Raw genomic sequence first — 14,714 nt, forward strand, 5'->3', positions numbered from 1 at the left:
TGGCCCCGGGTAAGGACGGAGTCGTCACGGCGGGACGGGGTCGGAGGAGGAGCGTTCTCCTGGAGGCCGTCAGCCGGAGTTCGGTGGGTGGCGCCGTGGGGGCTTGCCGTGACATGGAGAAAGGGTCTTCTCACACGAGACGCCAGCCCCCCGGGGCCGTCAAGGGACGATGTTGACCAGCTTGGGAGCACGCACGATCACCTTGCGGGGCTCGCCCGACAGGTGGGCGCGGACCTTGTCGGAGGCCAGCGCCAGCTCACGCAGCGCGTCCTCGCCGATGTCCGTGGCCACCTCCAGCCGGTCGCGGACCTTGCCCGCCACTTGCACCACGCACGTCGTCGTCTCCTCCACCAGCAGTGTCGGGTCGGCGCTCGGCCACCCCGCCAGCGCCACCGAGCGGTCGGTGTGACCCAGCCGCTCCCAGCCCTCCTCGCTCGTGTACGGCGCCACCAGCGACAGCATCACGGCCAGCGCCTCGGCCGCCTCGCGCACCGCCGGGTCGGCCGCGCCGGGCCCCGAGTCGATCGCCTTGCGGGCAGCGGACGTCAGCTCCATCAGCCGGGCGATCGCGACGTTGAAGCGGTGGTTGTCGACGTGCCTGGTCACCTCGTCGATGGTCTTGTGGGTGACCCGCCGCAGCTCGACGTCACCGGTCGTGACGTCGGCGCCGGGCTCGCTGGTCACCTCGTTCATCACCCGGAACGCCCGGGCCAGGAACTTCTGCGAGGCCTGCGGCGAGACGTCCGCCCAGTCGATGTCGTCCTCGGGCGGGCTGGCGAACAGCATCGTCAGCCGCACCGCGTCGACGCCGTAGCGGTCGATCTGGTCGCCCAGGTCGATGCCGTTGCCCAGCGACTTGGACATGGCCTTGCCGCCGTTGATCACCTGGCCCTGGCCGAGCTGGCGCATGAACGGCTCGGTGAAGTCCACCATGCCCATGTCGTGCAGGACCTTGACGAAGAAGCGGGAGTACAGCAGGTGCAGCACCGCGTGCTCGACCCCGCCCACGTACATGTCGATCGGCCCCCACCTGCGGACCTTCTCGACGTCGAAGGGCCCCTCCGTGTAGTGCGGGTCGGTGTAGCGCAGGAAGTACCACGCGGAGTCGACGAAGGTGTCCATGGTGTCGGTGTCGCGCCGCGCCTCGCCGCCGCACTTGGGGCACTCGACCTCGACCCAGTCGGTGGCCCCGGCCAGCGGGCTGATGCCCTTGGGGGCCAGCGCCTCGCCGCGCAGGTCGGGCAGCGTGACGGGCAACTGGTCGTCGGGGACCGGCACCTCGCCGCAGTCGGCGCAGTGGATGATCGGGATGGGCGTGCCCCAGAACCGCTGGCGCGACAGCAGCCAGTCGCGCAGGCGGAAGTTGATCGCGCCCCTGCCCCGGCCCTCGGTCTCCAGGACCTCGATGATCTTGCTGATGCCCTCGGTCTTGGTCAGGCCGTCCAGCGGGCCGGAGTTGACCAGCGTGCCCTCTCCCGTGGTGGCCTCACCGGTGTCGCCGGGATCGGCCAGACCGGTGTGCACGACGACGCGGACCGGCAGCTCGAACTTGCGGGCGAAGTCGAGGTCGCGCTGGTCGTGGGCGGGCACCGCCATGATCGCGCCGTGACCGTAGTCGGCCAGCACGTAGTCGGCCGCCCACACCGGGATGCGCTCGCCGTTGACCGGGTTCACCGCGTGGCGGCCCAGGAAGACACCGGTCTTGTCCTTGTCGGTGGACAGCCGCTCGATGTCGCTGAGCTTGGCGACCTCGGCCCGGTAGGCCTCGAAGGCGGGGCGCTGCTCGTCGGTGACGATCTCGTCGGCCAGCGCGGCGTCCACGGCGACGACGAAGAAGGTGGCGCCGAACAGGGTGTCGGGGCGCGTGGTGAAGACGTGGACGGGCTCGTCGCGGCCCTCGATCTCGAAGATCACGTCGGCGCCCTCTGAGCGGCCGATCCAGTTGCGCTGCATGGTCAGCACGCGCTCCGGCCAGCCGCCTTCGAGCTGCTTCATGTCGTCCAGCAGCCGCTGCGCGTAGTCAGTGATCTTGAAGTACCACTGGGTCAGCTCACGCCTGACGACCTCGGCGCCGCAGCGCTCGCAGCGGCCCGCGACCACCTGCTCGTTGGCCAGCACCGTCTGGTCGCTCGGGCACCAGTTGACCAGCCCGCCCTTGCGGTAGGCCAGGCCGCGCTCGAAGAAGCGGTTGAACAGCCACTGGTTCCAGCGGTAGTACTCGGGGTCGCTGGTGTGCAGGCGGCGCGACCAGTCGAAGGAGATCGCGTAGCGTTTGAAGGACTCGGCCTGGACGTCGATGTTCGCGTACGTCCACTCGGCGGGGTGGGCGTTGCGCCGGATCGCGGCGTTCTCCGCGGGCAGGCCGAAGGAGTCCCACCCGACGGGGTGCAGGACGTTGTAGCCCTTCTGGAACCAGTAGCGCGAGATGACGTCGCCGATCGCGAACACCTCACCGTGGCCCATGTGCAGGTCGCCCGACGGATAGGCGAACATGTCGAGCATGTAGCGCCGCTCGCGGGGGTCGGCGGCGTCCTCGCTCGCCTGGAACGGGTTTCGCTCCTCCCACCGCTGCTGCCATTTGGCCTGCAGCGCCTGCGGGTCGTAGTCACTCACGGCTGTCGTCCTTCTCGGCTGGTAGCTGACCCATGAGAAAACCCCCCGTGCGCAACGAGGGGCAGCCGCGACGGCGTGATCTTCAGGGCCGTCGCGGCCCGCTAAGAAGCAGGGTCGCGGAACGCATAGCTCAAGCCTAGCGCACCTCTTCTGCGGAATGCCGGTACTCTTCCGGGGCTCCGGGGCACAATGGCCGTTCCGAAGACCTGCCGAAGGTCCATCCGTTGTGACCTCGTATGTCCCGTTGGAATACTCTCGTCACAGTGGCCTCCCGCAGAGCCCGAACGATCACCGGTGGCAGTCGCCGGCGGATCCGCACGGCTTCGCGCGTTTGCCTGCGGAACCCTACTGGCCACGTGAGATCATGCCGGATGCGTTTAATCCGGACATAACCTCGGGAGGTACGGCAGTAATGGCAACGGAGAATTCCGGAGCACCCCACCTGCCGCCGTCCTGGCCCGAGGTGCCCGCCTCCTGGCCGGACGCCCGCGACGAGGCGGGCGGGCGGCACGGGCGCTCCACTGCGCCGGGCGGCTGGCCGGAGGCCACCCCGGGCGGCTGGCCCGAGGTTCCGGGCCGCGAGCCCCAGCAGGGCGGCCGCCCCGCCGACCCCTTCACCGACCGTCTCTCCCACGACCCCTTCGGCACGCAGCAGCCGGGCGCCGACCCGTTCGCCCAGTCGGCCGGCCGGCCCGACGCCGGCCGCCCGGAGCAGGCGCCGGAAGCCCCGCGCGACCCGCTGCCCGCCTGGTCCAACCTGTCGTCGCCGGCGCCCTGGCCGCCCGCGGGCGAGCAGAACGCGCCCATGCCGCCGCCGCAGCCGCAGCAGGGCGAGCCGATGGACCGCACGCTCGTCCACCCGCAGCCCGAGCTGAACCGCCCCGGCGCCAACCTCAGCCGCGACCCCTCCGACCCCGACCGGCCGTTCGTCACCGCAGGGCAGATCAGCGGCTCGCGCACCCCGCCGCCCGAACGCCAGCAGGAACTGTGGAACACCGTCTTCGGTGAGGACGACGACGACGGCGACGGCGACCGGCCGGAGGAGCGCAGGCCGCGCAGGTACGAGCCGGAGGACGACGAGCAGGGCAAGCCGGTGTGGGTCTTCGCACTGGCGGGCACGGTCGCGGTCGGACTGGTCGGCGCGCTGCTGTGGGCCTTCCTCGCCGGGCCGCTCGCGGCCGAGCAGCCCGAGCCGGTGAAGACGCCGCAGCCGCCGCCGTCCAAGGCCCAGGGGAGCCTGCCGCCCGCGACCAAGCCGTCGTTCCCCAAGATCAAGCGGTACCCCGGCACCCCCGCGCCGGTCGCGGGCACACTGGCGGACACGGTCTCGGGGATCAGCGTCCCGCGCCTCGGCGGCACCTGGCTGCTCGACCAGCGTCCCGCCGTGAAGAACACCTACGGCTACGAGACCCGCCAGTTCTCCAAGGTCGGCGCCGAGGGGTACGCGCACGTGATGACCTCCCAGCTCCCTGAGCGGATGTCCGGCGTCTACGACCAGGAGGACCTGGAACCGGCGATCAAGTCCGTGGTGGTGGACGCCCGCAAGCGCTTCTTCCCCCGTGGGAACACGGTCAAGAAGGTCGGGCAGCAGGCCATCAAGCGCGGCACCTCGACGGGCCTGGTCATCGCCTACGAGCTGACCTCAAGCCAGGGCAAGGCGACCATCGTGGCGGCGGCGCTGAACACGGGCGCCCCGTTGCCCGGGATCGTGTACATGTCGGTCCCCGAGGAGGCCGCGAACCTGCTTCCGGACGTCAACACCGTCCTCCGCCAGCTCAAGGCCACCAACCCCGCCTGAGCGCCGCCCGCTGCGGGACGTCCTTCCGGAGATGCGCCGCGCCGTGTCGTGCCGGGGTCGTCGGCGCGCGGTCAGGAGGCGGGCGGTCAGGAGGCGGGCGTCCTCACGGAAGGTGGGGGGACAGGCGGGAGAGGATCTCCGACAGCGTCTCCGGGCTGGTGGCGAAGTTGAGCCGGACGAACGTCTCACCTCCCGGCCCGAACGCCGCCCCATCGTTCAGCAGCACCTTCGCCTCTCGCTCAAGGACCTCCGCCATCCCCTTGCGCCCGACGTCCAGCCACGCCAGGTACGTGGCCTCCGGCACCGTGTACCGCACCCCGTCCGGCAGCCGTTCCGCGATCGTCCGGCGGTTGCGCTCCAGCGTCGCCAGCGTCTCGGCCAGCCACGTGTCCCCGTGTCGCCACGCCGCCACCGTCGCCTCGACCCCGAACAGGTTCGCGCTGCCGAACAAGAACTCCGGTTGCGCGGCCAGCGCCTCCCGCACCGGCGCCATCCCGATGTGCGCGACCGAACACCGGATCCCGCCCAGATTGAACGACTTGGTGGCCGAGGTCAGCGTGACCGTCCGCTCCGGAAGGACGGTCGCGAACGGGATGTGCCGGTTCGGCGCGTAGACGAGATCGGCGTGGATCTCGTCGGCGATGACCATCAGGTCGTGACGTTCCGCGGCCTCGGCCAGCGACTCCAGTTCGGCGCGGGTGAACACCCGGCCGGTCGGGTTGTGCGGGTTCACCAGCAGGAGGACCTTGCAACCGCTCAGGTCGGGGATCTCGAAACGCCAGGTGTCGCCGTCGCGCTCGAACTGGATGGGCCGCGGTGGCCGGTCCATCTCGCGCAGCGTGTCGAGGAACGGGTGGTAGGCGGGCGTGTGGACGGCGACGCCGTCTCCGGGCCGCGTCCAGATGTGCAGGAGTACCTGGAGTCCCTGGTTGATGTCCGAGTAACTGCGGACATGCTCAGGTTCGGGACTCCAGCCGAACCGCGCGGACATGCGCTCCGCGAACGCCTCGGCGAGCGGGCCTGCGGTCGCGTCGTCGAGCCAGACCGGATAGCCGAGGTCGCCCGAGGCCCGCTTCCGGAGCGCGGCCACGACCTCCGGAGCCGTCTGCAGGTCCATGTCCGCAACCCAGGCGGGGAGCACACCGGGAGCCACCGCGGTCCACTTCAGTCCATCACGTTCCATCGGATCATTTTAGGATGACATGGGCGAATTGTCGCGAAGGCGAGGTTAGCTGCTCGCGGCATGGCTGAGCGTCCGCGCGACGGCGGACCTCGGCCTCGGCGGCTGTGCTTCTCATCGCGCGCTGGCGGTGGGTGCACGACGGGGCGGCGGCCGTGTGAGGCGGCGACGGCCGCTCTCATTTCACGGCTGCCACGCTTGTGACCAGGTCAAACTCGTACACCACTGCCGCAGACGCAACCCCGCACGAAGGGGCGGTGGGCGTACGGCGAAGCGGTGGCCATATGGCGGGTGGTGGGCATACGGCGAGGCGGTGGGTGTGCGGCGAAGCGGTGGTCCTGCGGCCGGGTGGTGGGCGTACGGCCGGGTGGTGGGCCTCAAGGGGTCAGCTGCTGTCCGGCTGGTGTCTCAAGGAGCCGCGAGCGTCGATGGCCGGTTTCCCGGAGGCCGGTGAGAGCGGAGTCGTGGCGGCAGGACGGGTGGGCGGTGAGGAGCGTCTTCCTGGAGGCCGTCAGCCGGAGTACGGCGGGTGGGGGTGGGACGGCTTGCCGTAACGGCTGGGTTCGCAGTGCCGGGGCGTGGGGATGTTCGCCCTCGCACCCCGGCGGCGCCGGGGTGCGAGGGCGGGTGGGTCAGAGACGGCGGAGGACGGCGACCACCTTGCCGAGCACGCTGGCCTCGTCGCCCGGGATGGGGTCGTAGTTGGGGTTGTGCGGGACCAGCCAGATGTGCCCGTCCTTGCGCTTGAACGTCTTGACGGTCGCCTCGCCGTCGATCATGGCCGCGACGATGTCGCCGCTCTCGGCGACCGGCTGCTGGCGGACGACGACCCAGTCGCCGTCGGCGATGGCGGCCTCGATCATCGAGTCACCGGTGACCTGGAGCAGGAACAGCGTGCCTTCGCCGACCAGCTGCTTGGGGAGGGCGAAGACGTCCTCGACGCTCTCCTCGGCCAGGATCGGGCCACCGGCGGCGATGCGGCCGACCAGCGGGACGTAGGCGGCCGTCGGGCGGCTGATCGTCGGCTCCTCGGTCGAGGAGGCGGCCGTGTCGGGGTCGACCCACAGGACCGGCTCGCCCGGCAGGCGGACCTCAAGGGCGCGCGGCCGGTGCGGGTCACGGCGGAGGTAGCCCTTGCGCTGCAACGCCGTGAGCTGGTGGGACACGCTGGACGTGCTCGTCAGCTGCACCGCCTCGCCGATCTCGCGCATGGAGGGCGGATAGCCACGCTGCTGCACCGAGTCGCGGATCACCTCGAGGATCTTGCGCTGCCTGGGGGTCAGGCCCAGGGAGTCGCGTCGGCGCACCGCGAGGTCGCTGACCCCGCTGCCGTCATCCCGCTCGCTCATGCTCTCCTCCTCGCGCGGACGGCCGCATCACCGGCGGTCCTCCCGATCCGTGGTCTTCGTATCGCACACAGCGACGATATCTCCGTTGGAGAGCTACCTCAAACAATTGTTCGAGTCTTCCTCGAAAATGTCGTCGGTGTGGTGTACAACATCGTACGGGAGTTCGATCGACACCGTGTTCGATTCACTGATCTTTATCGGGCCTTTGGTTGAGGCCGCAACGGTGCGGGAGGTCATCCGATGCGAGCGACCACGACCAGACAGACCGCCGACGACGCCATCGACCACGACGCCACCGACCAGTTGACCTTGCTCGCGGACATCGTCCGATCGACCGCTCACCGGCCGCCGGGGCCTGGAGCGCGTGCGGGTGGGATCGCGATCCCGGCAAGACGTGAAGACGCGCAACCTTCGGAACGGGGGGCCCGAATGGAACGCGGTCGCATCAGCCAGAGCGACACGAGGCAGGCCGGCAGGGGGCGTTACGGCGCCGCGGAGACCGAACGCTCCGGAGGTGACGCCGGGCATCCCGATCGGCGCGCCGGAGACCCTGCGGGCGGCGACGGGCGCGCCGGAGATCGTTCGGGTGGCGGCAGGAGTATCGGAGATCGTTCGGGTGGCGGTGGGAGCCCTCGGGGGCGCTCTTCGCGCGATGTCGGTCCGGGGGGAGCCGGAGGCTCGGGGTCGAGTGGGCGTCCGGACGGTGCCGGCCCTGACGGGTGGCGGGTCGTGAAGCGCGGCCGTCCGGGCGGACCCACGCTGAGGCTGGTGCCGCCGCCCAGAGCGGAGCCTTCGTTCGGTCGTTCTTCCGTGGACGGAGGGGGCGCGAGAGTGGAGGGTGCGGAGAACGGACGGTTGCGGGCGGTGCCGACGGCGAGCGGGGGCCGTGGTCGGCACGAAGGTTCGCCGGGTAAGGGCGATCCGTCGTGGGTCCGGCCGCAGGGTGCGGATGCGTCGTCCGGGGCCGAGAGGGTGCGCGCGGCCGGGTCGTCGGTCGATGGCGCGTTCCGGCGCCCGGCCGACGCGGAGACGGCGGCGGACGCCCTCGCCGGGGAGGCCGGGCATCGGGATTCGGCCGATGCGTTGGACCGTTCCCATGAGATCGAATCCGCCGCTCAGGACGGGTGGGTGTCGAGCGGACGGTCTGCCCGCGACGGGCGGACGTCAGGTGGACGATCTGCCCGTGACGGCCGGGCATCAGGTGGACGGTCCACCCGCGACGGGCGGGCAGCGAGCGGGCGTGCCAGGTCGGGCGATCGGGTCCCGTCTGTGAGGTCCTCGTCGGACGGTCAGGTCCCGTCTGTGAGGTTCCCGTCGGACGGTCAGGTGGCAGGCGGTGGTTCCGCCTCGGGTGGACGGGCGTCTGCGGGGCGGCCTGTCATGCGTGGACGGGCGTCGGCGCCGCCCGCCAGGGGCGGCCCGTCGGGCGGGCGGAGGTTGGGGAAGCGCCCTGCCGGGGGTGGGCGGCGGCGGGGCCGACAGCCCGTGCGGGGCGGACGGGAGCGGGCGGCGCGTGTCCGGCGGCCGGTGCGGCTGACGCGGCGAGGGCGGGTTGTGCTGGTGGTCGCGGTGGCGCTGCTGGTCCTGGGCGCGCTGTGGGTGGGGACTCGGGCGGTCAGCTTGGCGTCCGCGCGGGCTGTGTCGAGTCATGCCGGGTTGCCGCAGGTGGTGGTCGGTCATGGCGACACCCTGTGGACGATCGCCGACGCGCTGCCCGCTCAGGGTGACGCCGAGGCGGTGGTGCGGCAGATCATGCGGTTGAACGGTCTCAGCAGTTCTCTCATCCGGCCGGGCACGAGACTCTACGTCCCACTGCGCTGAGGCCGCCTTAGGGTCGCCGAGGTTGCCGAGACGGCCACCGCAGTCGCCGCCGGTCCCAGGGCGGCGTCGGCGATACTGCGTGGGCGCGGACGGGGACGGGGACGCGGGCACGGCCGGGAAGTCGAACGCTGCTGTGGACGGGGACGGGGACGGGGACGGGGACGGGGACGCAGGTGTGGGCGTGAACGTGGACGGGAAATCGGACGCAGCGTAGACGCGAACGTGGACGGGAAATCGGACGCAGGCGTGGGCGTGGTCCGGGCAAGGCAAGGCAGAGCAGGGCAGGGCAGGGCAAGGCCGCGTGACGGTTGACGGTGTGCGATGGCCTTTGGAGGGCGGAGGCGCTCTGGTCGGGCCGCGCCGCTTGCGTGACGGTGACGGTGACGGTGTGCGATGGCCCTTGGGGGGTGGTGCTCTGGTCGGGCTGCGCCGCCTGCGTGGTGGAGTGGTTTCGCGCCCTCTGCGAGGGGGCGGCGCGCGGGGCGCGAAACCTGCGGTGGCACAGGCGGTCGCGGCCTGAGACCGAGGGTCGCTGACGGAAGCGGTTCCGCCGTCCACGGGGGCGGTGGGCGGGGGAGAAGTGCCCGGGGGAGCGGGGGCCAAGGCGCGAGGGGTGGTTACCGAGCGTCGTCGCGGCGGGTCGGGAGGGCGCCCGAGGGGCGTCTCCCTGGACAGAGGGTCGGGGGCGGCGGCGGGTGGGGTTCGGGGGGCTTCGCCGTACAGGAGAATGGTCTCGCACAGAGCGCGAGCGAGGCCCGCCGAACACCCTGAACATGCGCTCTCACCTGGGATGATGCCTGCCACCCGGGTTGTTGTAACAGGTGCGACACGCCGGTCGCGGGACCGTACGGCGCGCTGATCAGCGACTTCGGCTGCGGCGGGCCTGCCGACTTGCGTTCATGGTCGCTCGCTTCTACGGTTGGACCACAACATCTAGTAGTTACACCGATGTAGTTCACCACAACTTGTGTTTCCGTGACCGCCTCATGGCTTGCCGTGGGGCGCGCGCGAGCGTACGGGGACAACCGCTTTACGCGGCCCTTCGAGGAGGCGAAAACGTGCACTGTCCGTTCTGCCGCCACCCCGACACGAGGGTCATCGACAGCCGTTCCACGGACGACGGCGCGGCCATCCGGCGGCGCCGGACCTGTCCGGAGTGCGGGCGCAGGTTCACCACTCAGGAGACCGTTCTGCTGATGGTGAGCAAGCGTAGTGGCGTCACCGAACCGTTCTCACGGGACAAGGTCGTCGCGGGCGTGCGACGGGCTTGCCAGGGCAGGCCGGTGAGCGAGGACTCACTGGCCCAGCTCGGGCAGCGGGTCGAGGAGGCCATCCGGGCCAAGGGCGCGGCCGAGATCGCCTCCAACGAGGTGGGTCTGGCCATCCTGGGCCCGTTGCGTGACCTCGACGAGGTGGCGTATCTGCGGTTCGCATCGGTATACCGCGGTTTCGAGAGCCTGGCGGACTTCGAGGCCGAGATCGAGCAGTTGAAGGCGGAGAAGGGGGAGTCATGACGGAGACGGTCGGCGGTTCAGTGGCGCGCGGAGGCAAGAAGCCCCGCAAGGGCCTGAAGATGAAGCGCATCTTCACCAAGCCCGGGGTGCATCCGTACGACGAGATCGCGTGGGAGCGCCGCGACGTCGTCATGACCAACTGGCGCGACGGGTCGATCAACTTCGAGCAGCGGGGCGTCGAGTTCCCCGGCTCCTGGTCGGTCAACGCGGCCAACATCGTGACCACCAAGTACTTCCGCGGCGCCGTCGGCACCCCGCAGCGCGAGTGGAGCCTGAAGCAACTGGTCGACCGGGTGGTCGGCATGTACACGAAGACGGCGGTCGAGCACGGTTACTTCGCCTCCGACGAGGACGCCGAGATCTTCGACCACGAGCTGAAGTACGCGCTCACCCACCAGGTGTTCGCGTTCAACTCGCCGGTCTGGTTCAACGTGGGCACCCAGTCGCCGCAGCAGGTCAGCGCCTGTTTCATCCTCTCCGTGGACGACCAGATGGAGTCGATCCTGGAGTGGTACAAGGAAGAGGGCGTGATCTTCAAGGGCGGCTCGGGCTCGGGGATCAACCTCTCCCGCATCCGTAGTTCCAAGGAACTGCTCTCCAGCGGGGGTACGGCCAGCGGCCCGGTCTCCTTCATGCGCGGCGCCGACGCCTCGGCGGGCACCATCAAGTCGGGCGGCGCCACCCGCCGCGCGGCCAAGATGGTCGTCCTCGACGTCGATCACCCCGACATCGAGGAGTTCATCGAGACCAAGGCCCGCGAAGAGGACAAGATCCGTGCGCTGCGCGACGCCGGGTTCGACATGGACCTCGGCGGCAAGGACATCGTGTCCGTGCAGTACCAGAACGCCAACAACTCGGTGCGCGTCTCCGACGAGTTCATGCGCGCGGTCGAGAACGGCGAGCAGTTCGGCCTGCGCGCCCGCCTGACCGGTGAGGTCATCGAGAAGGTCGACGCCAAGGACCTGTTCCGCAAGATGGCCAAGGCCGCCTGGGAGTGCGCCGACCCGGGCGTGCAGTACGACGACACGATCAACGACTGGCACACGAGCCCGGAGACCGGCCGCATCACGGCCTCCAACCCGTGCTCGGAGTACGTGCACCTGGACAACTCCTCGTGCAACCTGGCCAGCATCAACCTGCTGAAGTTCCTGAAGGACGACAACTCCTTCGACGTGGAGAACTTCGTCAAGCTCACCGAGCTGATCATCACGGCCATGGACGTGTCGATCACGTTCGCCGACTTCCCGACCGAGAAGATCGGCGAGACCACTCGCGCCTACCGTCAGCTCGGCATCGGCTACGCCAACCTGGGCGCGCTGCTGATGGCGACCGGCCACGCCTACGACTCGGCGGGCGGGCGCGCGGTGGCGGCGGCCATCACGAGCCTGATGACCGGTGTCTCCTACCGGCGCAGCGCCGAGCTGGCCGGGGTGGTCGGCGCCTACGACGGGTACGCTCGCAACGCCGAGCCGCACAAGCGGGTCATGCGCAAGCACGCGGCCGCCAACGACGACCTCCGCACGGTCGGCCTCATGGACAACAAGATCCACACCGAGGCGTCCAGGCAGTGGTCGGAGTGCCTGCGGCTGGGTGAGAAGAACGGCTACCGCAACGCGCAGGCGTCGCTGCTCGCCCCGACCGGCACCATCGGCCTGATGATGGACTGCGACACGACCGGCATCGAGCCCGACCTCGCGCTGGTGAAGTTCAAGAAGCTGGTCGGCGGCGGCTCGATGCAGATCGTCAACCAGACGATCCCGCGCGCGCTGAAGCAGCTCGGCTACCAGCAGGAGCAGAACGAGGCGATCGTCGAGTACATCGCCGAGCACGGTCACGTCGTCGACGCGCCCGGCCTCAAGCCGGAGCACTACGAGGTCTTCGACTGCGCGATGGGCGAGCGGGCGATCGCCCCGATGGGCCACGTCCGGATGATGGCCGCGACGCAGCCGTTCCTGTCGGGCGCGATCTCCAAGACGGTCAACCTGCCCGAGTCGGCCACGATCGACGACATCCAGCAGGTTTACCTCGAAGGCTGGAAGCTCGGCCTGAAGGCGCTGGCGGTCTACCGCGACAACTGCAAGGTCGGGCAGCCGCTGTCGGCGGGCTCGTCGGCGAAGAAGGCGGAGAAGGCAGAGGAGACCGTCGCGGCCGAGCCCGAGGTCAAGGTCATCGAGGTCAACCGGCCGACCCGGCGCCGGATGCCCAACCAGCGCCCGAGCACCACGACCCGCTTCACGGTCGGTGGCGCCAAGGGGTACATGACGGCCTCCTCCTACCCGGACGACGGGCTCGGCGAGGTCTTCCTGAAGATGTCCAAGCAGGGTTCGACGCTCGCGGGCGTCATGGACGCCTTCTCGGTGGCGATCTCCATCGGCCTGCAGTACGGGGTGCCGCTGGAGACGTACATGAGCAAGTTCGTCAACATGCGCTTCGAGCCGGCGGGCATGACCGACGACCCGGACATCCGGATGGCCACCTCGGTGATGGACTACATCTTCCGCCGCCTGGCCCTCGACCACCTGCCCTATGACGAGCGGGCGGCGCTCGGCATCTTCTCGGCGGCCGAGCGGACGGCGCAGCTGCGCGGCGAGGACCCTGCGGCGCTGCAGGTGGACCGTGAGGCGCTGGCCCAGTCGGCGCCGATCGAGGACCAGCCGAAGGCGGTGGAGCAGTCGTCGCGCGAGGTGACCCTGGAGAGCCACCAGCGGTTCACGGCGGACGCGCCGCTGTGCATGACGTGCGGCACGAAGATGCGTCCTGCGGGTAGCTGCTACGTCTGCGAGGGCTGCGGCTCGACCAGCGGCTGCAGCTAGAAGCAGGCCGAGTTGTAGCGGATGCAACATCCGGCGTTGCGCGCCTAACGAAATAGTTGCTGGTCAAGAGGGGCGGCGAGGTATGTTGCCTTGCCGCTCCTACACCTCCCGGCCCAGCTGGGTCGGGCGTACGTGACGTACTTGACGTACCTAAGGCGACGTGGCACCGTGGAGGTGCGCTTCGCTAGGAGGTTCGTCATGACCGCTGTTCACTTCGACAGCTATACAGAAGCTCGTGCACATCTCAAGGCGCTTTTGGATGCGGCCGAGAGAGGACGCGTGGCAACGGTGCGTCGTGAGTCGGCCGTGACCGCCTTCGTGGATGTTGAAAGACTCCGGCACTACCTCGCGGTGGTCACTCCTTCTCGAGCACAGGTGCTTCCTGAAGCTGGCGGCTGGTCGGTTTTCATTCCGGGGCTTCCTGTCGCCGCGGACGGTGCGACCTTTGATCAAGCCATTGCGGAGATGATCGAGGGCCTCCGTGAGTACGCGGAGGATTGGCAGGGCCGCCTGCTCGACGCGCCGAACCACCGCGAGAACTGGGGGCTTGTGCAGTTGATCAGCCTCAGTGATGACGAGCAACTGCGCGAATGGCTGGTAGGGAAGGGCCGGTGAGTTGGCCCCAGCCTGCCCGTGAGCATCACGACCGGTTCTGTCGGATCGAGGGCTGGCGTCTGGTGCGGAACGCCCGGGGTGGGACGGGGACGCACCATGTCACCTACGAGCTAGATCTTCCCGATGGCAGGATTCTGAGGACCCGGATCTCTCATCCGGTCGACCGAAGCACCTACGGCCCGGGTATTTGGAGTCACATTCTCCGCGATCAACTTCAGGTGGACGAGGCGACCTTCTGGGCATGCGTTCAGAACGAGGTGAGACCCGATCGCGGAGCCCCCGAGTTGCCATCGGAGGCCCTGCCCGCAGACCTCGTGTTCATGTTGATCTCCAGGGTGGGTCTTGACGAGACGACCGTGGCGGGGATGAGCAAGGAGGAGGCCATCGCCCGACTCCAGAAGTATTGGACCGACGGGGTCTGATCCTGAGGGATACCGCACCTTTCGAGTAAGTGCACTGCCCCAGTATGGATTCACCGGAAGGGCGATCCCGGTGTTCCGGGGCCGCCCTTCCGGTGTTGACGGGGGACCTCACAAGCGGAAGCCACGGGTGTCTTTGCATAGGAAGGTTTCCTATCTAATACTGCGATCAGCGCAGCTCACCCCCATCAGTCGCTGTCCGGACCCCATGGAGGTTCCATGCTTCGTCGTGCCCTCGTCCTCATCTTCGCGGCTCTCGCCTGCGCCGCCGCGTTGTCCGCGCCGGCACAGGCGCAGGCGGCCCGCACCGCCGACGTGGAGGTCGTGATGAGCCCGCTCTCGCTCGGCGAGTACTGCGCGGCCCGGGTCTCCCCCTCCTCCACGGTCGGCTTCTACAACGGCTGGCTGGGCTGCTACCGGTGGAGCACCGGCGGCACCGGCCTCGTCTACAACGGCAGCGGCAGCGCCCCCGACGCCTGCCGCTGGTTCCTCCCGTCGCGGGCCTACCTCGGCCACTCCCAGGGCGTATCCCAGGCGCTGAGCTGCAGGTACGCGGGCTGAGGTCCCTCCCGCCGACACGGCGGAGCCGCCG

At 69.6% G+C, this 14,714-nt stretch carries 10 protein-coding genes; 7 read left to right on the plus strand and 3 right to left on the minus strand.

Translation table 11 applies throughout. The annotated features are described in order from the left end of the window. Positions 1-159 precede the first annotated feature (159 nt). Complete coding sequence (leuS, locus tag ABD120_RS00395; protein WP_343947577.1) at positions 160-2,613, minus strand: leucine--tRNA ligase; 2,454 nt, start codon at positions 2,611-2,613, stop codon at positions 160-162. A 412-nt stretch (positions 2,614-3,025) separates the two neighbouring features. Here leuS and ABD120_RS00400 point away from each other — a divergent pair, with 412 nt between their 5' ends. After that, on the plus strand, positions 3,026-4,411 hold the full coding sequence (locus ABD120_RS00400) for a hypothetical protein (protein WP_343947578.1): 1,386 nt from the start codon (positions 3,026-3,028) through the stop codon (positions 4,409-4,411). A gap of 103 nt (positions 4,412-4,514) precedes the next feature. Here the strand turns inward: ABD120_RS00400 and ABD120_RS00405 are convergent, their stop codons facing one another. After that, complete coding sequence (locus ABD120_RS00405; RefSeq protein ID WP_343947579.1) at positions 4,515-5,594, minus strand: MalY/PatB family protein; 1,080 nt, start codon at positions 5,592-5,594, stop codon at positions 4,515-4,517. 629 nt (positions 5,595-6,223) lie between these two features. Then, the gene (lexA, locus tag ABD120_RS00410; RefSeq protein WP_343947580.1) at positions 6,224-6,940 is read right to left on the minus strand and encodes a transcriptional repressor LexA; all 717 of its coding nucleotides are present in this window, start codon (positions 6,938-6,940) and stop codon (positions 6,224-6,226) included. A gap of 1,554 nt (positions 6,941-8,494) precedes the next feature. Between lexA and ABD120_RS00415 the strand changes: the two genes are divergently transcribed. From ABD120_RS00415 to ABD120_RS00440, 6 genes are all read left to right on the plus strand, one after another. Further along, positions 8,495-8,761, plus strand: coding sequence for a LysM peptidoglycan-binding domain-containing protein (locus ABD120_RS00415; RefSeq protein WP_343947581.1), 267 nt, complete (start codon positions 8,495-8,497; stop codon positions 8,759-8,761). A gap of 1,058 nt (positions 8,762-9,819) precedes the next feature. Continuing rightward, positions 9,820-10,275 (plus strand): transcriptional regulator NrdR, encoded by a 456-nt coding sequence (nrdR, locus tag ABD120_RS00420; RefSeq protein ID WP_343947582.1) that lies wholly within the window; start codon positions 9,820-9,822, stop codon positions 10,273-10,275. Further along, positions 10,272-13,088 carry a vitamin B12-dependent ribonucleotide reductase gene (locus ABD120_RS00425; protein WP_343947583.1) on the plus strand — a complete coding sequence of 939 codons (2,817 nt, stop codon included), beginning with the start codon at positions 10,272-10,274 and terminating at the stop codon, positions 13,086-13,088. The genes nrdR and ABD120_RS00425 overlap by 4 nt, the downstream gene beginning before the upstream one ends. A 198-nt stretch (positions 13,089-13,286) precedes the next feature. After that, positions 13,287-13,703 (plus strand): prevent-host-death protein, encoded by a 417-nt coding sequence (locus ABD120_RS00430; RefSeq protein WP_343947584.1) that lies wholly within the window; start codon positions 13,287-13,289, stop codon positions 13,701-13,703. Positions 13,704-13,921: 218 nt separating this feature from the next. Continuing rightward, the gene (locus ABD120_RS00435; RefSeq protein WP_343947585.1) at positions 13,922-14,125 is read left to right on the plus strand and encodes a hypothetical protein; all 204 of its coding nucleotides are present in this window, start codon (positions 13,922-13,924) and stop codon (positions 14,123-14,125) included. Positions 14,126-14,341: 216 nt separating this feature from the next. After that, positions 14,342-14,683, plus strand: coding sequence for a hypothetical protein (locus ABD120_RS00440; protein ID WP_343947586.1), 342 nt, complete (start codon positions 14,342-14,344; stop codon positions 14,681-14,683). The last annotated feature ends 31 nt before the right edge of the window (positions 14,684-14,714 follow it).

Origin of the sequence: Nonomuraea longicatena (assembly GCF_039525605.1) — a bacterium.
Lineage (GTDB): Bacteria > Actinomycetota > Actinomycetes > Streptosporangiales > Streptosporangiaceae > Nonomuraea > Nonomuraea longicatena.

Excerpts from the sequence above, each read along its gene's own strand:
- ABD120_RS00440 (WP_343947586.1), top strand. The coding sequence starts at position 14,342 with ATGCTTCGTCGTGCCCTCGTCCTCATCTTCGCGGCTCTCGCCTGCGCC.
- ABD120_RS00425 (WP_343947583.1), top strand. The coding sequence starts at position 10,272 with ATGACGGAGACGGTCGGCGGTTCAGTGGCGCGCGGAGGCAAGAAGCCC.
- ABD120_RS00400 (WP_343947578.1), top strand. The coding sequence starts at position 3,026 with ATGGCAACGGAGAATTCCGGAGCACCCCACCTGCCGCCGTCCTGGCCC.
- ABD120_RS00430 (WP_343947584.1), top strand. The coding sequence starts at position 13,287 with ATGACCGCTGTTCACTTCGACAGCTATACAGAAGCTCGTGCACATCTC.
- ABD120_RS00405 (WP_343947579.1), bottom strand. The coding sequence starts at position 5,594 with ATGGAACGTGATGGACTGAAGTGGACCGCGGTGGCTCCCGGTGTGCTC.
- lexA (WP_343947580.1), bottom strand. The coding sequence starts at position 6,940 with ATGAGCGAGCGGGATGACGGCAGCGGGGTCAGCGACCTCGCGGTGCGC.